The organism is Streptomyces sp. 5-10, assembly GCF_014712245.1.
Lineage (GTDB): Bacteria > Actinomycetota > Actinomycetes > Streptomycetales > Streptomycetaceae > Streptomyces > Streptomyces violaceusniger.
Genome location: NZ_JACVYG010000020.1, coordinates 73016 through 93723, shown reverse-complemented (window position 1 = coordinate 93723; position 20708 = coordinate 73016). Strand labels below are relative to the sequence as shown.

Sequence of the window (20708 nt, the reverse complement as noted above, 5' to 3'; positions counted from 1 at the left end):
AGGAGCACCAGGAGTTACAGGAGCACCAGCAGTCACTGGAGTCGCGGGCGTCACAGGCGGAAGAGTCACCCGGTCAGCCTAAGCGCTCCGCTGGAAGTGCTGCGATGCGTCGTCGGCCGTCTGCGGCGCCGTCGTGGCCGGTCGCGCCCGCGCGGCGGAGCCGCACATCGACACAGCCCCGCGCCCCTTCGGGGCGCTGCCGAACCGTAGCGGACTTCGCCCGACGCGCTCAGGGCGGCGTGGCGGTTCATCCGGGATGCGGGGTGTCCTGGTCCGCCCCCTCCGCCACCGCCCGCGCCCAGCGGTAGTCGGCCTTGCCGCTGGGGGAGCGCTGGATGCGGTCGGTGAAGACGACCGTACGGGGGATCTTGTAGCCCGCGAGCCGCTCCCGGCAGTGGTCGCGGACCGCGTCGGCGGTGAGCCCGGACGCCTCCGCCCGGGGCTGGACGACGGCCGCGACACGATGGCCCCAGCGGGTGTCCGGAACGCCCGCCACCAGCGCGTCGTACACATCCGGATGGGCCTTCAGGGCCTGTTCGACCTCCTCCGGGTAGACCTTCTCGCCCCCGGTGTTGATGCACTGGGAACCGCGCCCGAGGACGGTGATCACACCGTTCTCGTCGACGGTCGCCATGTCGCCGAGCAGCACCCAGCGCTCCCCGTCCGCCTCGAAGAACGTCTCGGCGGTCTTCTTCGGGTCGTTGTAGTAGCCGAGCGGCACATGGCCGCGCTGGGCGATCCGGCCGGGCTCACCGGGCGCCACCGGGGCGAGGGTCGCCGGGTCCACCACGGTCGTCCGGGCGTTGACGCTCAGCCGGAAGCCCTTCTCGGGGCCGGAGTCGGCGGTGGCCGTGCCGTTGAACCCGGACTCCGAGGAGCCGAAGTTGTTCAGCAGCAGGGTGTGCGGGGAGAGCTCGGCGAACTGGGCGCGTACGGTCTCCGACAGGATCGCGCCCGAGCTGCTGACGCTGAGCAGCGAGGAGAGATCGGTGCCCTTGAGGGGCCCGGTCAGGGCGTCCACCAGGGGCCGCAGCATCGCGTCGCCGACCAGCGAGGCCGCGGTGACCTTCTCCTTCTCGATGGTCCTCAGCACCTCCTCCGGCACGAACTTCCGGTGCAGCACCACCTTCTGACCGAAGTTGAACGCGATGAAGGCCGTAAGGGTGGAGGTTCCGTGCATCAGGGGCGGGGTGGGGAAGAAGACCAGTCCCTCGCCGCCCGCGGCCACCCGCTCGGCCAGCTCCTCCGGGCGCTCGACGGGCTGGCCGGTCGGAGCGCCGCCGCCGAGACCGGAGAAGAACAGGTCCTCCTGCCGCCAGACCACGCCCTTGGGCATCCCGGTGGTGCCGCCGGTGTAGATGATGAAGCGGTCGTCGGCGGACCGCGCCGGGAAGCCGCGCTCGGGCGACCCGGACGCCTCGGCGTCGGTGAACGCCACGGCCGACCCGGGGCCGTCCCCGGGGCCGTCCCCGGGGCCGTCCCCGGAGCCGACCCGCACCAGATGGCGCAGGGTGCGGGTGTGGGGCAGCGCGGCGGCCACCCGCTCGCCGAACTCGGCGTCGTAGACCAGCGCGGCCAGCTCGGCGTCGCGGTAGAGGTAGACCAACTCGTCCTCGACGTAGCGGTAGTTGACGTTCACCGGCACCGCCCGGATCTTCAGGCAGGCCAGCGCGGTCTGGAGGTACTCCACGCCGTTGCACAGATGCAGTCCGACATGCTCGCCCGGGGCGATACCGCTGTCCAGCAGATGGTGGCCGAGCCGGTTGGCGGCCGCGTCCAGCTGGGCGTAGCTGAGCCGCCGCTCGGCCCCGGTGCCGGGGTGGTCGAGGTAGACCAGCGCCTCTCTGCCGGGCACCGTGTCGACGATCGACTCGAACAGGTCCGCAAGGTTGTACTCCATGACTCCTCCTGACCCCTCGATCCGGCGGCTCGGCGCTCATTAGAGCCGCGCCGGGATGAGGTGGGAAGGCCCACGGAACAAGAAATCTGACTGAGCATCAGATTTCTCTTGAAGTCGGTCCCCGGCTGCTGCAACCTGTTCTAGGGTCCTTCTGGCGGAGATCCGCCAGAAGGACCCTAGGTCTCGAGACGGGAGGACGTCGTGACAAGCGGGACCGAACACCTCATCGTCGAGCGCGTCGGCGCGACCCTGGTGCTCACCTTGAACCGGCCCGAGGCCAGGAACGCGCTCTCGCTGCCGATGCTGGTCGGGCTGTACGACGGCTGGACCGAGGCCGACGAGGACGACGCCGTGCGCTCCGTGGTGCTCACCGGCGCCGGCGGGGCCTTCTGCGCGGGAATGGACCTCAAGGCGCTCGCGGGCGGCGGCCGGATGGACGGACAGCACGTCCGCGACCGCCTCGCGGCCGACCCCGATCTGCACTGGAAGGCGATGCTCCGCCACCATCGGCCGCGCAAGCCGGTGATCGCCGCCGTCGAGGGGCCCTGTGTCGCGGGCGGCACCGAGATCCTCCAGGGCACCGACATCCGTATCGCGGGCCGCGGCGCCACCTTCGGGCTCTTCGAGGTACGGCGCGGGCTGTTCCCCATCGGCGGCTCCACCGTACGGCTGGCCCGCCAGCTGCCCCGCACCCACGCCCTGGAGATGCTGCTCACCGGGCGCCCCTACCCGGCCGAGGAGGCGGCGCGGATCGGGCTGATCGGCCATGTCGTCCCGGACGGCACGGCGCTGGAGAAGGCCCTGGAGCTCGCCGAGCTGATCAACGCCAACGGCCCGCTGGCCGTCGAGGCGGTCAAGGCGTCCGTCTACGAGACCGCCGAGATGACCGAGACCGACGGCCTGAAGTCCGAACTGATACGTGGCTGGCCCATTTTCGACACCGCCGACGCCAAGGAGGGCTCGAAAGCCTTCGCGGAGAAACGGCCGCCGGTCTACCGCCGGGCGTGACCCCCACACCTCAGGCCGGCCGCGCCCACCCCGCGGCCGGGCCCGCCGCACCCACCCCGCGGCCGCGCGGAAGGAGACGCACCCCCATGACCCCGGCCCCCTCACCCGAAGTGCTCCAGGCGCCTTTGGTCGTCGAGTTCCCGTTCACCCGCTCCCTCGGCCCGGTCCAGAGCGCCTTCCTCACCGGACTGCGCGAACAGACCGTGCTCGGCGTGCGCACCACCGACGGCCGGGTGCTGGTGCCGCCCGTCGAATACGACCCGGTCACCGCCGACGAGCTGTCCGACCTCGTCGAGGTCGCCGCCACCGGCACCGTCACCACCTGGGCCTGGAACCCCTCGCCGCGCCGCGGCCAGCCCCTGCGCACCCCCTTCGCCTGGGTGCTGGTGCGGCTGGACGGCGCGGACACCGGCCTCCTCCACGCCCTCGACGCACCCGGCCCCGACGTCGTGCGCACCGGCATGCGGGTGCGGATCCGCTGGGCCGCGGAGCGCGAGGGCGCCATCACCGACATCGCCTGCTTCGAGCCGTACGACGGCGCCGGGGGCGGCGAAGCCGTGCCGCACAGCGGTACGTTCGCCGACCCCGTCAGCGGCATCGTGGCCCCCGCCCGCCTCGACTACACCTACGCGCCCGGCCGCGCCCAGTCGCGCTATCTGAGGGCCCTCGCCGACCACACCACCTACGGGGAGCGCTGCCCGTCCTGCCGCAAGGTGTACGTCCCGCCCCGGGGCGCCTGCCCCACCTGCGGTGTCGCCACCGACGAACAGGTGGAGGTCGGCCCGCGCGGCACGGTCACCACCTTCTGCATCGTCAACATCAAGGCCCGCAACCTCGACATCGAGGTGCCGTACGTCTACGCCCACATCGCCCTGGACGGCGCCGATCTGGCCCTCCACGCGCGCATCGGCGGCATCCCCTACGACGAGGTGCGCATGGGGCTGCGCGTGGAGCCCGTATGGAGCGAGGACGGCCGCTACCCCGACCACTACCGCCCCACCGGCGAACCCGACGCCGACTACGACACCTACAAGGAGCTGTTGTAGATGCGAGAGGTGGCCATCGTCGCCTTCGGCCAGAGCGACCACCAGCGCGACACCGCGGAGACCTCCGAGGTCGAGATGCTGATGCCCGTCCTCCACCAGGTGCTCGACGCCGTCGGACTGCGGGCGGGCGAGATCGACTTCACCTGCTCCGGCTCCTGCGACTACCTGGCGGGCCGCGCCTTCTCCTTCACCATGGCCCTCGACGGCGTCGGCGCCTGGCCGCCCATCTCGGAGTCCCATGTGGAGATGGACGGCGCCTGGGCGCTGTACGAGGCATGGACGAGGCTGCTGACCGGCGAGGCCGAGACCGCGCTCGTCTACTCCTACGGCAAGTCCTCGCCCGGCGATCTGCGGGAGGTCCTCACCCGCCAGCTCGACCCGTACTACGTGGCGCCCCTGTGGCCGGACTCGGTCTCCCTCGCCGCCCTCCAGGCCCAGGCGCTGCTCGACGCGGAGGACACGGGGGGCACCGCCGCCGACGAGCGGGCGCTGGCCGGGATCGCGGCGCGCAGCCGGACCGCGGCCGAGGACAACCCCCATGCCCAGCTGGCCGGTTCACCGCCGCCCGAGGCCCTGTTGGACGAGCCGTATCTGGTGCGGCCGCTGCGCCGCCACGACTGCCCGCCGGTCGGCGACGGCGCGGCCGCCGTCGTGCTCGCCGCCGGGGACACCGCGCGCCGGCTCTGCCGCCGCCCCGCCTGGATCCGCGGCATGGACCACCGGACAGAGGCGCACGGCCTCGGCGTACGGGACCTCACCCGCTCCCCGTCCACCCGGCTCGCCGCCGAGCGCGCGGGCGTCTTCGAGGCCCCCGTCGACCTCGCCGAGCTGCATGCGCCGTTCACCTCACAGGAGCTGATCCTCCGCCGCGAGCTGCGGCTGGGGGATGACGTACGCGTCAATCCGTCCGGCGGGGCGCTGGCCGCCAACCCCATGATGGCCGCCGGGCTGATCCGCCTCGGCGAGGCCGTCGCCGCCATCCACCGCGGCGCCGCCGACCGGGCCCTCGCCCACGCCACCTCGGGCCCTTGTCTCCAGCAGAACCTGGTGGCCGTCCTGGAAGGGGATGCCTCGTGACGAAGGAGCCGGTGGCCGTCGTCGGGATCGGCCAGACCAAGCACACCGCCGCACGCCGCGACGTCTCCATCGCCGGGCTGGTCCGGGAGGCCGCCGTACGGGCCCTGGAGGACGCCCAGTTGACCTGGGCGGACATCGACGCCGTCGTCATCGGCAAGGCCCCCGACTTCTTCGAGGGCGTGATGATGCCCGAGCTGTACCTCGCCGACGCGCTCGGCGCGGTCGGCAAGCCGATGCTGCGCGTGCACACCGCGGGCTCGGTCGGCGGCTCCACCGCGCTGGTGGCCGCGGGGCTGGTCGCCGCCCGTGTCCACCGAACCGTCCTCACCCTCGCCTTCGAGAAGCAGTCGGAGTCCAACGCCATGTGGGGGCTGTCCCTGCCCATCCCCTTCCAGCAGCCGCTGCTGGCCGGGGCGGGCGGCTTCTTCGCCCCGCACGTCCGGGCGTACATGCGGCGCACCGGCGCGCCTTCCGGCATCGGCGCCCTCGTGGCCTACAAGGACCGCCGCAACGCCCTGCGCAACCCCTACGCGCATCTCCACGAGCACGATCTGACGCTGGACCGGGTGCGGTCGTCCCCGATGCTGTGGGACCCCATCCGCTACTCCGAGACCTGCCCCTCCTCGGACGGCGCCTGCGCCATGGTGCTCACCGACCGCGCGGGCGCGGACCGCGCCCCGTATCCGCCCGCCTGGATGCACGGCGGCGCCATGCGCAGCGAGCCGACGCTCTTCGCGGGGAAGGACTTCGTCTCGCCGAGGGCCGGCCGGGACTGCGCGGCCGATGTCTACCGCCAGGCCGGGATCACCGACCCGCGCCGGGAGATCGACGCGGTGGAGATGTACGTGCCCTTCAGCTGGTACGAACCCATGTGGCTGGAGAACCTGGGCTTCGCGGACGAGGGGGAGGGCTGGAAGCTCACCGAGTCCGGGGTGACCGAGCTCGACGGCGAACTTCCGGTCAACCCCTCGGGCGGCGTGCTGTCCACCAACCCCATCGGGGCGTCCGGCATGCTGCGGTTCGCCGAGGCCGCGCTCCAGGTGCGCGGGCGGGCGGGCGAACACCAGGTCGACGGCGCCCGCAAGGCGCTCGGCCACGCCTATGGCGGAGGCTCGCAGTTCTTCTCGATGTGGGTGGTCGCGGACACGTCACCCGCCGGGTGAGTCTCCTGCTCACTCCTCCTTTCGTGGCCTGTGCGGCACCGGCCACGATCGCTAGGGTGGGGCGCGGACGACGATGCGGGAGGATGAGCTGACGTGGCCGATAGCACTACCACCGAACAGCCACTGACAGGAAGCGGCGAGAAGCCCGAACTCGACCTCTCGGGCGCCCAATGGCAGTCGAGCAGCCAGGGCGTGGGCGATGTGGAGATCGCCTTCGTCGAGGGATTCATCGCGATGCGCCACGGCCGCCGTCCCGAGGGGCCGGCGCTGATCTTCACCCCGGCCGAGTGGCGCGCCTTCGTCCTGGGCGCGCGTGAGGGCGAGTTCGACCTCACCTGAACCGGGGAGGCTGATCGGGGCGGGCGGATCCGGCCGGACCGGAGGGCCCGCCCCGTAGTGCGTTATCGGCCAGGACCAGAACGTCGTCAAACCTTCACACCCCATGCCGAACCGTGGGCGTGACTCACGGTAACTCCGGCAGGTCGCGCCGGGTCTCCGTGGGCGGGAGCAGAATCGTCCGCGCTCTATGCAGCCCCGGCCCCGGGAGGTAGTTTTCCCTCCCACCTCCCCGTTGTGCGGGGCGGAAAGTCGGCTGAAAAGGGGGTGTCGTGCGCGAATTCAGTCTCCCTCATATGGTGGAACCGCTGCGCGCGGGCGGGCTCGCGGACTCGGTGTACGAGCTGGCGGACCGCGAACCGGACAGGATCCAGCTCGCCCGGCGCGACGCCGCCGACCGCGGCCAGTGGACTCCAATGACCGCCGCGGCCTTCCGTGACGAGGTCCTGGCGCTGGCGAAGGGCCTGCTGGCCGAGGGAGTGCGGTTCGGGGACCGGGTGGCCCTGATGGCCCGGACGCGCTACGAGTGGACGCTGTTCAGCTATGCCCTGTGGTCCGTCGGCGCCCAGGTGGTGACCGTCTACCCCACCTCCTCGGCGGAGCAGGTGCGCTGGATCCTGGCCCAGACGCGGGCCGTGGCCGTGGTGGTGGAGGGCGAGGACGACACCATGACGGTCGGCGCCGTCTGCGACACCCTTCCGGCGCTGCGCTCCATCTGGCAGATGGACCATGGGTGCGTCGCGGAGCTGTGGCGGCGCGGCGCCGGGGTCCACGACGAACTGGTCACCGAGCGGCGCTGGCTCGTCGAACCGCGCTGTACGGCGGTCATCTGCTACACCTCGGGCACCACCGGACGGCCCCTGGGGTGCGAGATCACCCACGCCAATCTCGCCGCCGAATGCGACACCCTGTTCGCGGGCTGGAGCGGGCTGTTCGCCGAGCCCGGGCAGCGGCCCGCCGTCCTCGCCTTCCTCCCGCTGGCCCACATCTACGGACTGATGGTCCAAGTGCTCTGTGTGCGGGGCGGCATCCTCATGGGACACGAGCCCGAGCTCAGCCCGGCCGCACTGCTGCCGTCCCTCCAGTCCTTCCGCCCGACCTGCGTCTTCGCGGTGCCCTACATCTTCGAGCGGATCCTCGGAGCCGCCCGGACCGCCGCCCGGGACGCGGGCAAGGGCTCGCTCTTCGAGCGGGCCATGGACACGGCGGTGCGCCACGCCGCGGCGGTCGAGCAGCAGACACAGGGCGCGGGGAAGGGGCCGGGCCCCGGGCTCAGAGCCGCCCACGCCGTCTTCGACCACATGGTCTACCGGCGGCTGAGAGCCGTCCTGGGCGGCCGGGTGCGCTACGCGGTCACCGGTGGCTCACCGTTCAGCCGGGAGCTGGGGCTGACGTTCGCGGGCGCCGGGATCACCGTCTACAACGGCTACGGCCTCACCGAGACCACCGCCGCCGTCACCGCGCAGCCGCCCGGCCGCCCTCGGCACGGCACCGTGGGCCGCCCGATGCCGGGCACGGCGGTACGCATCGCGCCGGACGGCGAGGTATGGGTGCGCGGCGGCACCGTCTTCGCGGGCTATGTGGACGATCCGAAGGCCACCGGGGCCGCGCTGCGCGACGGCTGGCTGCGCACCGGAGACATCGGATTCCTCGACGGCGAGGGCTATCTGACCATCACCGGCCGTAAGAAGGACATCATCATCACCAGCGGCGGCAAGAGCGTCTCCCCGCTGCCACTGGAGGAGCGGCTGCGGGCGCATCCGCTGATCTCGCAGTGCGTCCTGGTGGGCGACAACCGCCCCTTCGTCGGGGCGCTGATCACCCTGGACGCCGAGATGCTGAGGCGCTGGCACCAGGTGGTCGACGCGCGGCTCCCGGTCGGCCGGGAGCACGCGTCGGCGAACAAGGCGCTGCACGCGGAGATCCAGCAGGCGGTCTCCACGGCGAACCTCTCGGTGTCCAGAGCTGAGTCGATCAGGGCGTTCCGCATCCTCCCGAAGGAATTCACCGTCGAGGACGGGCTGTTGACGCCCACGCTCAAACTGCGGCGCGACGCGGTGTACAAGGTCTGCGCCGCGCAGATCGAGCAGCTCTACGCGAGCTGAGCGGTCAAGTGGCGCCACGCGAGCCGAGCGGTCGAGTGGCGCCACGCGAGCCGAGCGGTCGAGTGGCGCTACGCCGGCTGAGCCCCGGTCAGCTGGGCCCAGGGCCGCTGCCGCCCTCCGCTGACCGCCTCGGTGCCCTGCTCGTCGTACCGGGCCGTACGCAGCGACCAGCCCAGATTGCCCGTCATCACATGCCGCATGCCGTCCACATAGCGCGCCACGGCGCGGTGGGTGTCCGGACCGGCCCCCGTCTCGGCCAGCACCGCGGGCAGTCCGGCCGCGGTCTCCTCGAACCAGCGGTAGCGGGCATTGGCCAGGTCGGCGATATGGCGTACCGCGTCCTCCAGTTCACCACCCGCGCGCTCCCACTGGACGATGACGCTGTTGTGGACGTCGCCGACGGCCAGCTCCTTGTCCAGGGAGGCGATGTCATTGGTGAAGACCACCACATCGTCCGTAGCCTCCCGCATCCGGGCCAGCGGATAGCCGCCGTGCAGCGCGGGCGGCAGGGTGTAGCCGCCGAACGGCTCGTTCAGGTCGAGACACGGCTGTACGCCTATCGAGTGGCGCCGCAGCGCCAGCACGTCCTCCACCGAGCGCGGCGCGCCCGCGCCGCCGGCCCCGGGCAGGGCGCCGGTCCGCTCCAGCGCCTCGCGGTGGTAGGAGTGCAGATATTCCAGCCAGTGGTGGCGGAAGCGGTCCCGCCACACCTGGGGCCGCCCGGAGTTGATCCGGCGCCACAGGTCGCGGAAGCTCTCCAGCAGCGGCCCGTCACCGTCCCCCGCCCTGCCGTGCGCCAGGTCCTCGTCGGTGATCCGTATGACGTCCGCCACCAGCCGCGCCACCGCCTCCGGGTGGCAGCCCAGCTCCCCGTCGAACTGATCGTCGAAGACGAAGTACCAGCCCACGAGGTCACTGCCCAGGTTCAGATCGGCGCCGGTCGCCCGGGGGTAGAACAGGCCCGTCAGCACGTCGAAGCGGAGCGCGTCGTACTCCGCGACGGACGCGCGGTCCTCGAAGACGCCGAACCGCGAAAGCCATTGGATGGTGTGGTGCCTGGCCGTCTCGGTGCCGGGACTGAGGTCTGCGGAGGCCGGAAAGCCGAACAGGGCCGCCCGGCGCAGCAGTGCCGTCCGCCGGGCGTGTGGTCGCGCAGCGTGCGAGTGCATGAGTGGTCTCCGCCCCCTTCGTCGTTCGGGCAGCCCGAGCCCGCATATACCACAGGCGAAAGCGGTATCTGGCCGACCCGTTGAATCCGGTCATCCTCGCGTGCGAGACGTGGCATCGATAGAGGAGGTGGTGAATTGGCGTGTGCCACTGGCAATGCCCGGCGGAAATCCCACCATGGGGGAGCTACGCAGCGTGCCATCCGCGCTACGCTCGGCGTCACCTGCCGGAGGGGAAGCAACATGGCGGAGTACATGAGCCAACAGAACCGGACGCGTCGGACACTGCTGGAGCGGGAGCGCGAGCTGCGCGCGGTGGACGCCGCGCTGACCGAACTGTGCGGTACGGATCCCGCCGACGGGGCCGGGACCCGCGGCGGCGGAGTGATCGCCTTCGAGGGGCCCGGCGGCGTCGGCAAGACCGCGCTGCTCGGCGAGGCGCGCCGCAGAGCCGCCGCCCGCGGCTGCACCGTGCTCCGGGCCCGGGGCGGCGAGCACGAACAGGGCGCGGCCTTCCATGTGGTGCGCCAGCTCTTCCAGCCGGTGCTCGCGGCGACCGGCGAGGACGAGCACCGCAGGATCCTGGGCGGCTGGTACGAGATCGTCGCGCCCGCGGTCGGCCTGATGGTCCCGGGCAACGGCGGGGCGCCCGATCCGCAGGGCGTCCGCGACGGCCTCGACTGGCTGGTGACCCGCTTCGCCGTGGAGCACGCCCCGGTCGTCATGATCCTCGACGATGTCCACTGGGCCGACCCCGAATCGCTGGACTGGCTGACCCGGTTCGCCCCGCGCACCGCCGACCTGCCCCTGCTGCTCGCCGTCGGCTACCGCCCGGAGGAGCTGACCGCCGATGTCGCCGCGATACGGACCCTGGCCGAGCGCCAGGGATCACGGCCCCATGTGCTGGCGCCGCTCACCCCGAGCGGAGTCGGCAGGATCGTCCGTGAGGTCCTCGGGGACCACGCCGACGAGGCGTTCTGCCGCGAGTGCTGGGCGATGACCGGCGGCAACCCCTGGGAGGTCACCGAGCTCACCGCCAAGATCCGCGACCGTCGGCTGAAGCCGCAGTCGGAGAACCTGCCCGCGCTGCGCGAGCTGGTCTCCTCGGCCAAGGACAGCGGGCTCAACGACCGGCTGACCCGCCTCGGCACCGCCGCCGTCCGCCTCGCCTGGGCCGTCGCCGTCCTCGGCATCGAGGCCACCCCGGCGCTGACCGCCAACGTCGCCGGGCTCAGCGAGACCGAGGCCGCCGATGTGGTGTCCCGGCTCGTCGACGCGCGGATCCTGGCCCCGCCGCACCCCGGGAACGGCACCCGGCCCCTGGAGTACCTCCACCCGCTCATCGCCACCGCCGTCTACCAGGCCATCCCCGGCGCCCTGCGCGTGGCCATGCACGGCCAGGCCGCCACCGTGGTGCTCGGCGCGGGCCTCGGCTCCGCGGCCGCCGGCCGGCATCTGCTGGAGATGCACCCCGAGGGCGACCCCTGGGTGGTGCGCCATCTGCGGGCGGCCGCCCGGGAGTATCTGCGCGCCGGAGCCCCCGACGCCGGGCGCCGCTGTCTGGCGCGGGCCCTGCGCGAACCACCCGCCCTGGAGGAGCGCGCCGCCGTGCTGTACGAGCTGGGCTGCGCCGCCCAGCTCACCGAGCCCGACGTCACCGTCAACCATCTGCGGGCCGCGCTCGAGGAGCCCGCGCTCGGCCCCGAGCTGCGCGAGGCGATCACCTACCGGCTCGCCCAGGCGTACGGCCACAGCGGCCGGATGGAGGAGGCCGCCCAGGTCTTCGCCGAGGAGGTCGGGCGGGCCACCAGCGCCCGCGCCCGGCTGCGGATGCAGACCGAGCAGCTGATGTGGAACATGTTCCGGGCCGACGAGAAGGAGTCGCCCGCCCGCTCCCGGCGGCTGGCCCGGCTCGCGGACCACCTCACCGGCCGCGGCATGGCCGAGCGTTATCTGATGGGGCTGCGCGCCTGGGACGCGATGACGCGCGGAGAGCCGGTCGCCACCGCCCTGCACTACGCGGAGGAGGCCCTCGGCGACGGCCTCAGCTGGACCGATGACGACTGGGGCTTCGAGGTGCCCATCCTGGTCGCCCTGGTCTTCCTCCACTGCGACCAGCCCGGACGCGCCGAGGAGCTGTTCAACAAGGGTATCGCCGAATGCGAGCGCAAGGGCTGGCGCGGCTCCCACCTGGCGTTCGGCTTCACCCTCCTCGGCTACGCACGTCTGCGCCGCGGCGCTCTCGGCGAGGCGGAGGAGCTGGCCCGTGAGGGAATGCGGATCGCCGACCTGGTGGGCTCCTCGACACCCGCCCACTGGACCGCGGTCGGCACCCTCATCGGAACGCTGATCTGCCGGGGCCGGGTCCGGGAGGCGCAGGAGTTCGCGGCCCGGCACCGCGGCGAGACCCTGCCGCAGGCCACGCTCTGCCCCGATGTGCCGGCGGTCCGCGGTGAGCTGCTGCTGGCCGCCAATCTGCACCGCGAGGCCCGCGAGCAGCTCACCGAGGTCGGCCGCCGCATGGACGGACGCGGTATGCGCAACCCCGCCTGGTGCCCCTGGCAGCTCCACCTCGCCCAGGGCCTCGCGCTGACCGATCCCCGGCAGGCCGCCGAGGTCGCCGACGACGCGGTGCGCCGCGCCCGTCAGTTCGGCACCCACTCCGCGATCGGCAAGGCGCTGCACACCGCCGCCACCGTCACCCAGGGGCCGGACCGGATCAAGCTGCTGGCCGAGGCCGTCAGCCATCTGATGCGGTCACCGGCCGCGTACGACCTGGCCGTGGCGCTGGTCGACCACGGCGCCGCGCTGCGCCGCATCGGGCTGCCCCAGGAGGCCGGCGACCGGCTCTACCGCGGTCTGGAGGGAGCGGTGCGCTGCGGAGCCGACGCGCTCGCGGCCCGGGCCCGCGACGAGCTGTCGGCGGCCGGACTGCGCCCCATGCAGCTGCGCGTCGATCACGCCAGCCCGCTGACCTCGCAGGAGCAGGCCGTCGCCGAGCGGGCCGCCGAGGGCTGGTCGGACGCCCGGATCGGCGAGGCCACGGGGTTGGAGGAGCGTGAGGTCGCCCGGCTGCTGTCCGATGTCTACCGTAAGGTCGGCACCGACCGGGCCGGGCTGGCCAAGCGGCTCATCACCCCCACGGTCGGCCTTCCGCGGCGTCCGGCGCCCGACCCCGGATGAGGGGTGCGGCCCGGCCGCTCCCCGGCACGGCAACCGGCGCGCGGCCACGTACCATGTCGGCATGTCCTTCCTCCGCCGCCGCAGCGCCGCCACGCCCACCGGGCCGGACTTCGACGTCCTCGCCATGGACCCGGGAGACTGGCCCGGCGATCTTGGTGCGGGGCTGCTGCCCGCTCCGGACGGCACCTGCCAGGGCGTCTTCCTGCGCTACGACCTGTTCGGCGGCCGCGGCCCGGCGATGATCATCGGCAATCTGCCCGAGGGCTCCCCGGCCCGCGAGGTGGCCGAGGGCCAGCCGCCGTTCGAGGTGACCCAGCTGCTGGCGGCGCTGGGGAACGACGAGCCGGTGCAGGTGGTGGACACCGAGGACAGCCCGGTCATGCACGAGGACAATCTGCTCATCGTCCGCCGGATCAAGCTCTCCGAGGGCCGGATCTCCTGCGCCCAGTTCGACCGCAGCGATGGCGTGCTCGTCACCATCGCCAGCTGGGACCGGCCGATCACCGACGATCTGTACCGGCTGCTCAAGCCGCTGCCCGCGGAGATGTTCCAGCAGCGCTGAGAGAAGCAGCGCTGCTGGACCTTCGCCGGGGCCGTGAGAGGCCCGTACGGTCGCTCACGGCCCCTGCCGTCCGTCATACGGCGGGCTGACGGCCCGTCAGTCTCACTTCCCCGAGCGCCGGACCGTCACATCGGCGGCCCGGACGAACGCCACCCGGTGCCCGAACTGGATCTGGTAGTACACGTCCTGGCCGCGCACCACCTTGTGACCGGCCGGATCGAAGGTGGTCGCCCACAGATACTCGCCCCGCGTCCTCAGCCCCAGCGGATAGGACTGCCCGGCGAGCAGCTTGTACGGCAGCGGCGAGACCGCCTGCACCGGCACGCCCTCCGGATACGCCTCCTTCTCCGGGTAGGCGCGGCCGTACACCGGAACCTCCGCCGCCCCGGCCTTGGGCGTCACCACGAGCCCCTTGGCGCTCACCGCCGTCGGCCGCCGCTTGGGGTTCTGGAACCAGGCCCGCTGGCCCAGGTACCAGATCGCCGTCCAGTCGCCCTCGTGCCCCGCGACCGCGAACTGCTGCCCGGTGGTGGCGCGGGCGCCGGTGTCATTCACCCCGGTCGTCGAGTCCGAGCCGTCCGGGCGCAGCCCGATGTCCTTGACCAGCGGGGCGTCCGCGCTCGGCGCGGTGTGCAGCCGCACCGCGGCCGAGCCGTGCGGGGCGCACGCCTGGCCCGCCGTCTCGCAGTCGGTGTAGACGGGCCGGTTGGTGTCGTAGTCGGGGCGGATGGTGACCAGGCCGCCGGAGGAGCCCGCGGTGCGCCGGAAGGGCGCGCCGAGCAGGGTGAAGTAGTGCGCCCAGTCCCAGTAGGGGCCGGGGTCGGTGTGCATGCCCTTGATGGTGGCGGCGGTGGTGCCCGGCACATTGTCATGGCCCAGGATGTGCTGGCGGTCCAGGGGGATGCCGAACCGCTCGGCGAGGTAGCGCACCAGCCGCGCCGAGGAGCGGTACATCGCCTCCGTGTACCAGGCGTCCGGGGCGGTCAGGAACCCCTCGTGCTCCAGGCCGATGGACTTGGCGTTGACGTACCAGTTGCCCGCGTGCCAGGCGACGTCCTTGAGCGGCACATGCTGGGCGATATGCCCGTCGGAGGAGCGCAGGGTGTACTGCCAGGACACATAGGTGGGGTCCTGGACCAGCTTGATGGTGGTGTCCCAGGACCCCTCGGTGTCATGGATGACGATGTAGTCGATGGACTGCGAGGAGGGGCGGTCGCCCAGGTCGTGGTTGCCGTAGTCGCCCTCCCCGAACTCCTCGTAGGGCGCCGGGATCCACTCGCAGGAGACGTCCTCGGGGGCCTCGACCCGCGGATCCCGCGCCCGGGACGGCAGACCGAGCGTGCGCAGCTGCCGGGTGTCCGGGGCGACGTAGGGCGCCGGGTCGAGAAAGACCCGCTCGCCGTCGGCGGTCGTCCGCGCGGCACCGCCGCGGATCACCCCGTACACCTCGTCGGCGAAGAAGGCCGCGGCCGCGGCGTCGTCGGCGCCGGAGTAGGCCGCCACCGCCGCGTACCAGTCGGCGGGGTCCTCGCTCGACGGCAGCCCGAGCCGCTTCTGCGTGGCGGCCAGCAGGGCCGCGCCACCGCGCACATTGGCGCTCTCGTCGCCGCGCAGCGCCTCCGCGGACAGCCCGGTGAGGTCCGCGGCGCGGCTGAGGGTGCGCAGCCGGGCGGGCAGCTGCCGGGGCTGGGGAACGGTGGCCTTGGGCACCCTCAGCGGCCGGGCGAGATCGCCGCGCGCGTCCTCGGTGCCCTGGCTGTGGTGCGGGGCGGTGAGCAGCGCGGTGTGGGCGTCGGTGAGGTGCATGGGGCCGTAGCCGCCGGTGACGCTGGGCGCGCCGCGGTGGCCGTCCCAGCGCGACTGGAGATACGACACGCCCAGGAGCACGCTCAGCGGAACGCCGTACTCGGCGGCAGCGGCCGCGAAGGCGCGCTGCAGGGCGCCGCCGTCGGCACCAGGTGCATCGGCCCGCCGCTGGTCGGCATGGGCGGCGGGGGTGGCGGAGACCAGCGGGAGCAGAAGGGCGGCGGACGCCGCGGCTCCCGCGGTGCGCAGCGTGGTTCTCCGGGTGGGACCGGACGGGGCTCTGTTCGCGTCGTGGGCGCTGTCCTGTGCGGATCCTGGCATTGCAGCCTCCTCAAGCGGGCCGGGCCGAGCCGAGCCACTTAGAGATATGCGCTGCCAGGCGTGGCGTCAATCGCCGTCACCCGGACGGACGTTCGCATGGTCGCCCGCCTGCGGCGCGTCACCGGTCCAGACCGGTGACGCGCCGGGCGGCCGCCACTCCGCCTCCGCTCAGCGGGTGCCGACCGCCGCCCGCACCGCGCGCCGGGCCAGCGCGCAGTCGTCGTGCAGCCGGCGCAGCAGCAGCCGCTGCTCCTCACCGGCCGGCACCGCGCCCGGCACCACGGGAGCGGGGTCGTGCATGGTGCGCTGCACCGCGGTCTCGTACTGGCGGATCTCCCGCGTCAGCACCAGCATCAGATTCACCAGGAAGGAGTCCCGCGCGGCCGGGCCCGCGGCCTGCGCCAACTGGCTGATCTGGCGCCGGGTGACGGGGGCGTCGCCCAGCACCGTCCACAGCGTGGCCAGGTCATAGCCGGGCAGATACCAGCCCGCGTGGTCCCAGTCGAGGAGCACCGGGCCCGCGGGGGACAGCAGGACGTTGTTCAACAGGGCGTCGCCGTGGCAGAACTGCGCCGGGGTCTGCCGCCCGCAGGCGTGTGAGACGCCGCGCAGCAGCTTCTGCAGATCGCCCATGTCCCGGTCGGTCAGCAGCCCGAGCTCGTGATAGCGGGCCAGCCGGGCGGCGTAGTCGATGGGGGCGTCGAACAGATCGGCGGGCGGCCGCCACTGGTTGACCCGGCGGATCGCACCCAGCACCGCGCCCAGATCGGCACGGGGCGGGGGCTCGGTGGGATGGCGCTGCGCGGCCGCGATCCGCCCGGGCATCCGCTCGATGACCAGCGCGCAGTTGTCCGGGTCCGCGGCGATCAGCCGGGGCACCCGCACCGGCGGGCGCTGGCGGACGAACGCCCGGTACATCGCTATTTCCCGGCGGAACCGCTCGGCCCACGCGGGGGAGTGGTCCAGCAGGCACTTGGCCACCGCCGTGCTGCGCCCGGTCGCCCCGATCAGGAGCACGGACCGTCCGCTGCGCCGCAGCACCTGCACCGGGTTGAACTCCGGGCAGATGCGGTGGACCGAGGTGATCGCGGTGCGCAGCTGCGCACCCTGTGGACCGGACAAGTCGAGTCTCCCGCGGGGCGGCACGGGGCCGAGGGCGGCGGTCCGCCGGGCCCGGCCGCCGGGGGCGGGATCGAGGTACGGCCCATTGCCGGGCAGCTGCCGCCGGTACGGCCGGGGCGGGACGGACACGGAGGACGATGCTGCGTACATGGGCGAGACAGATCCCTTCGCGTGCCGACGAATTGCGTACGCACCCGGCCCCGGGGCGGGGCCGCACCCTGGGGAATGCGGTTCGGTCGAACTCGAGCCGCCACCGGGCCGGGTAACGCACTCCTACATCACACCCCTGTGCGGGTGGCACACCATCTGGCGGACCCTGGCGAACCCTGGCGAATAGTCGCACGGCTCGTGACGGGACCGTTACTGTCAAGTCAGCCGAGGAACCTGGGGGCTTGACGTGACGAGGGAACCCAACACCCGTCTTGCGGACCTGTTCGGCCTCGCCGGCTGGTCCAAGGGGGAGCTCGCGAGGCTCGTGAACCGGAAGGCGGCGGCCATGGGCCATCCGCAGCTGGCGACCGACACCTCGCGGGTGCGGCGTTGGATCGACACCGGCGAGACGCCGCGCGATCCCGTGCCCAAGGTGCTGGCGGCCCTGTTCACCGAGCGCCTCGGTCGAGTCGTGACCACTGAGGATCTCGGGTTCGGACGAGGGGGGCGCGCGGGAAAGGGGCAGTCCGGCGACGGGCTGCTCTGGCCGCCCGAGTCCACGGCCGCGGTCCTCACCGAATTCACGGGAATGGACCTTATGTTCAACCGACGCGGCTTGGTGGGTGCGGGTGCCGCGCTCGCCGCGGGATCCGCCATCACCGGTGCCATGAGCGACTTTCTGCTCTCCGACCCCACCCTCGCCACCGACGCGCCCCGTACCGACAATCCCCTCTCCGTCGAGCCCGTGGGCTTCGACCGCTACGAGGCCGCCCCCGTGGGCTCCCAGGAGATCGACGCCCTGGAGACCTCGGTCGAGGTCTTCCGCGCCTGGGACGCGGCCCGCGGCGGCGGGCTCCAGCGCAAGGCCGTGGTGGGCCAGCTCAACGAGGTGGGCGGCATGCTCGCCTATCGCCACCCCGAGCACCTGCAGCGCAGACTGTGGGGGGTGGCGGCCAATCTGGCCGTCCTCGCCGGCTGGATGTCCCATGACGTCGGCCTGGAGCCGACCGCCCAGAAGTACTTCGTCATCGCCGCGCACGCGGCCCGCGAGGGCGGCGACCGGCCCCGGGCGAGCGAGGCGCTCTCCCGGGCCGCCCGTCAGATGGTGCACCTCGGCCGCCCGGACGACGCCCTGGAGCTGATGAGACTGGCCAAGTCCGGTGCGGGGGAGGCGGCGCTGCCGCGCACCCGGTCCATGTTCTGCACCATCGAGGCATGGGCGCAGGCGTCCAAGGGCCATGGCCAGGCGGTCCGGCGCGCCCTGGGCGAGGCGGAGGAGCTGTTCGTCTCGGACCGGGACGACGGGCCGGCGCCGAGCTGGATGCAGCTGTTCAACGAGGCCGATCTGCACGGGATGCAGGGGCTGGTCTACCGCACGCTCGCCGAGCACGAGCCGGGGGCGGCGGGGATCGCGCAGAGCCACGCCAAGAAGGCGCTGCGGATGCGGGAGGGCGGGCGCCAGCGGTCCCAGATCTTCGACCACATCTCCATCGCCTCGGCCTGTTTCATCGGCGACGATCCCGAGCAGGCCGAGCGCTATGCCCGGATGGCGCTGCTGACGATCGAGCAGAACTCCTCGCACCGCACCTGGGACCGGCTGCGCGAGATGTACCGGCTCACCGGCCGGTACGGCACCTCACCGGCCATCCGGGAGCTGCGCGAGGAGATCCAGCGGGTGATGCCGAAGGGAGGTGCGGGGAAGGGCGGCACGGGGCTGAAAGGGACCGGCCCCATCGCCAAGAGCGCGGCCGTCTAGCGGCGGGGCCACGCCGTACGAAGGGCATGACGAGGGGCAGCACGCGGGGTCAGCGCCTTACGCGGGGTCAGCGCCACACGAAGGGCCGATGCCTTACGCGGGGTCAACGCCTTACGGGGAGTCGAGGCCTTACGAGGGGCCGTTCACCGCGCCACGCCGACGCGGGGCGCCGCGTCATGCGCGGGCGCCGGTGACCCTGTCATGCGTGGGTGCCGGTGACCCTGTCATGCGTGGGTGCCGGTGACCCTGGCGATCAGCACACAGGCGTCGTGCTCGCGCGGCTCGTCGCCGAACGCCTCGGCCACCGTCCGTACGCACTCCTGTGCGCCCTGGGCGGCGGTCAGCCGTGGCGCGAGCGCGAGCAGCCGCTCGGTGGCGCCCTCGGTGTCCCGGGCGAGCCGTCCGGTGTGCAGCACCAGCAGATCGCCCGGCTCCAGCAGCTCCTCGTACTGGGTGTACGCGGCGCCCGTCGTGGCGCCCAGCAGCACGCCATCGGGAGAGCGCAGCGGGCGCCCCGTCCCGTCGCGGAACAGCAGCGGGGCGGGGTGTCCGGCCTGGGCCCACACCAGGGTGCGGGTGCGCGGGTCGTACCGCCCGCAGACGGCGCCGACCAGCGCGGGCTGGGAGGAGACGGCGAGCAGCTGGTTGAGCCGCCCCATCAGCGCGCCCGGCTCGATCCCGGCCACCGCCATGCCGCGCACGGCGCCCAGCAGCATGGCCATGCCGCAGGTGGCGGTCACACCGTGGCCGGTGAGGCCGCCGACGCTCAGCAGGGTGTGGCCCTCGGGGAGTTCGAGCGCGTCGTACCAGTCGCCGCCGATCTGGGCGCTGGACTCGGAGGGGAGGTAGTGGGCGGCGAGGTCGAGGGCGGCGCCGTCGGCCGCCGGGCCGGCGCCCGGGAAGCCGTCACGGGCCGGGAGCCGGAGGGAGCCGCGCCACGGTGGCAGCACGGCCTCCTGCACCTCCACCGCCAGCCGGCGCTCGGTCCGGGCGATCCGCCGCTGGTGGCGCAGCGTGTCCCGGCTCTCGCGCACCGCCCGCTCGCTGCGGCGCAGCTCGCTCACGTCCCGCAGCACGGCCCACATGGAGGCGGTGCTGCCGTCGGTGTCGAGCACGGGCTCGCCCGCCATATGGATGGTGCGCACCACCTCGTCCGCGCGCACGATTCGGAACTCGCCGTCGATGGGCTTTCCGTCCACCAGGCAGTCCGTGACCATCGCGGTCAGGATCGGCTGGTCCTCGGAGAAGACCCAGGAGGGGAGCTCGTCGAGGGTGAGCCCGCCGTCCTCGGGGTCGCGTCCGAAGATCCGGCAGAGCTCGTCGGACCAGGTCACCTCGTCGGTGAGGAGGTTCCACTCGGCGCTGCCGACCCGGCTCAGCAGCGAACCGCGGCCGGTGGGAGCGTCGCCGTCGGCCTCGCTCCCGGCCGGGGCCTCTGCCGTCGCGTCGGCCTTCGGCTCGGCGGGATCGACCGTCCCGGGGGCATCGGCGGGCAGTCCCTCGCGCAGCTCGCCCAGATGCCGGCCCAGATCGTCCAGCTGGTGGACGGCGAGCTCGCACAGCGCGCGCTGCCAGCGCACCTGCGCGTCATCCGTACCGCCCAGGTCCGCGACGGTGTCACGGCGGACGGCGTCGAGCCCGCCGCGGAGCCGCTGGGTCTGTGAGATGAGGGCGTCCACCGTCTCACGCTGGGGAGGCGATACGGCGGGATGGTCCGCGGAGCGGGGGGACGGCATGACGTTCTCCGATACGGGCGCGGCGCGGCCGGGTCTTGAGGGAGGGACCGGTAACGACTCTTGCACAGGCTGCGACATCCCGTAAGCGGTTTGGCAATACCCGATCCGGTGGTGCTTGTGGCATATGCCCATGGCCTTCCGGGGGCATGTCGGGCGGGAATCGGCGGAGGGCGTGATTCCGGGTAGGCTGCGGCGCTCGGGAGTCCCTCGGTCTCGCGCCGTTCATCAGGCATACGGCGGCAGGACATCGGCAAGAATGCCGATCGATGGA

The 20708-nt window shown here is 72.9% G+C and carries 14 protein-coding genes; 9 read left to right on the top strand and 5 right to left on the bottom strand.

The genetic code is table 11. The features are described from left to right. Positions 1 to 247: 247 nt before the first annotated feature. Complete coding sequence (locus IEJ02_RS22765; protein WP_191066548.1) at positions 248 to 1900, bottom strand: acyl-CoA synthetase; 1653 nt, start codon at positions 1898 to 1900, stop codon at positions 248 to 250. Positions 1901 to 2101: 201 nt separating this feature from the next. Between IEJ02_RS22765 and IEJ02_RS22760 the strand changes: the two genes are divergently transcribed. The 6 genes from IEJ02_RS22760 (at position 2102) to IEJ02_RS22735 (ending at position 8635) form a co-directional block, all read left to right on the top strand. Beyond that, positions 2102 to 2908, top strand: a complete 807-nt coding sequence (locus tag IEJ02_RS22760; protein WP_137976715.1) for a crotonase/enoyl-CoA hydratase family protein — start codon at positions 2102 to 2104, stop codon at positions 2906 to 2908. An 86-nt stretch (positions 2909 to 2994) separates the two neighbouring features. Beyond that, on the top strand, positions 2995 to 3954 hold the full coding sequence (locus tag IEJ02_RS22755) for a Zn-ribbon domain-containing OB-fold protein (protein WP_191066547.1): 960 nt from the start codon (positions 2995 to 2997) through the stop codon (positions 3952 to 3954). Then, a complete protein-coding gene (locus IEJ02_RS22750) occupies positions 3955 to 5031 on the top strand; it encodes a thiolase family protein (RefSeq protein WP_191066546.1) in 1077 nt (358 codons plus the stop codon). Then, positions 5028 to 6194 carry a thiolase family protein gene (locus tag IEJ02_RS22745; RefSeq protein WP_137976712.1) on the top strand — a complete coding sequence of 389 codons (1167 nt, stop codon included), beginning with the start codon at positions 5028 to 5030 and terminating at the stop codon, positions 6192 to 6194. Before IEJ02_RS22750 ends, IEJ02_RS22745 begins: the two co-directional genes overlap by 4 nt. 93 nt (positions 6195 to 6287) lie before the next feature. Further along, complete coding sequence (locus IEJ02_RS22740) at positions 6288 to 6533, top strand: DUF397 domain-containing protein (RefSeq protein WP_191066545.1); 246 nt, start codon at positions 6288 to 6290, stop codon at positions 6531 to 6533. Between the two features lie 269 nt (positions 6534 to 6802). Beyond that, positions 6803 to 8635 carry an AMP-dependent synthetase/ligase gene (locus tag IEJ02_RS22735; protein ID WP_191066544.1) on the top strand — a complete coding sequence of 611 codons (1833 nt, stop codon included), beginning with the start codon at positions 6803 to 6805 and terminating at the stop codon, positions 8633 to 8635. A gap of 68 nt (positions 8636 to 8703) precedes the next feature. Here IEJ02_RS22735 and IEJ02_RS22730 read toward each other — a convergent pair whose 3' ends face one another. Further along, positions 8704 to 9804: an isoafricanol synthase gene (locus tag IEJ02_RS22730; RefSeq protein WP_191066543.1), complete on the bottom strand. Its 1101-nt coding sequence runs from the start codon at positions 9802 to 9804 to the stop codon at positions 8704 to 8706. 252 nt (positions 9805 to 10056) lie between these two features. Here IEJ02_RS22730 and IEJ02_RS22725 point away from each other — a divergent pair, with 252 nt between their 5' ends. Continuing rightward, positions 10057 to 12984 (top strand): ATP-binding protein, encoded by a 2928-nt coding sequence (locus IEJ02_RS22725; protein ID WP_223864260.1) that lies wholly within the window; start codon positions 10057 to 10059, stop codon positions 12982 to 12984. Positions 12985 to 13045: 61 nt separating this feature from the next. Further along, positions 13046 to 13546 carry a hypothetical protein gene (locus IEJ02_RS22720; RefSeq protein ID WP_020873536.1) on the top strand — a complete coding sequence of 167 codons (501 nt, stop codon included), beginning with the start codon at positions 13046 to 13048 and terminating at the stop codon, positions 13544 to 13546. A 102-nt stretch (positions 13547 to 13648) separates the two neighbouring features. Here the strand turns inward: IEJ02_RS22720 and IEJ02_RS22715 are convergent, their stop codons facing one another. Next, the gene (locus IEJ02_RS22715; RefSeq protein WP_191066541.1) at positions 13649 to 15673 is read right to left on the bottom strand and encodes an N-acetylmuramoyl-L-alanine amidase; all 2025 of its coding nucleotides are present in this window, start codon (positions 15671 to 15673) and stop codon (positions 13649 to 13651) included. Positions 15674 to 15841: 168 nt separating this feature from the next. Then, entirely contained in the window at positions 15842 to 16945 is a 1104-nt protein-coding gene (locus tag IEJ02_RS22710; RefSeq protein WP_137976708.1) for an aminoglycoside phosphotransferase family protein, read from the bottom strand. 247 nt (positions 16946 to 17192) lie between these two features. Here IEJ02_RS22710 and IEJ02_RS22705 point away from each other — a divergent pair, with 247 nt between their 5' ends. Continuing rightward, complete coding sequence (locus IEJ02_RS22705; protein ID WP_191066540.1) at positions 17193 to 18701, top strand: DNA-binding protein NsdB; 1509 nt, start codon at positions 17193 to 17195, stop codon at positions 18699 to 18701. 224 nt (positions 18702 to 18925) lie between these two features. Here the strand turns inward: IEJ02_RS22705 and IEJ02_RS22700 are convergent, their stop codons facing one another. Continuing rightward, a complete protein-coding gene (locus IEJ02_RS22700) occupies positions 18926 to 20437 on the bottom strand; it encodes a PP2C family protein-serine/threonine phosphatase (protein WP_191066539.1) in 1512 nt (503 codons plus the stop codon). Positions 20438 to 20708: the final 271 nt, after the last annotated feature.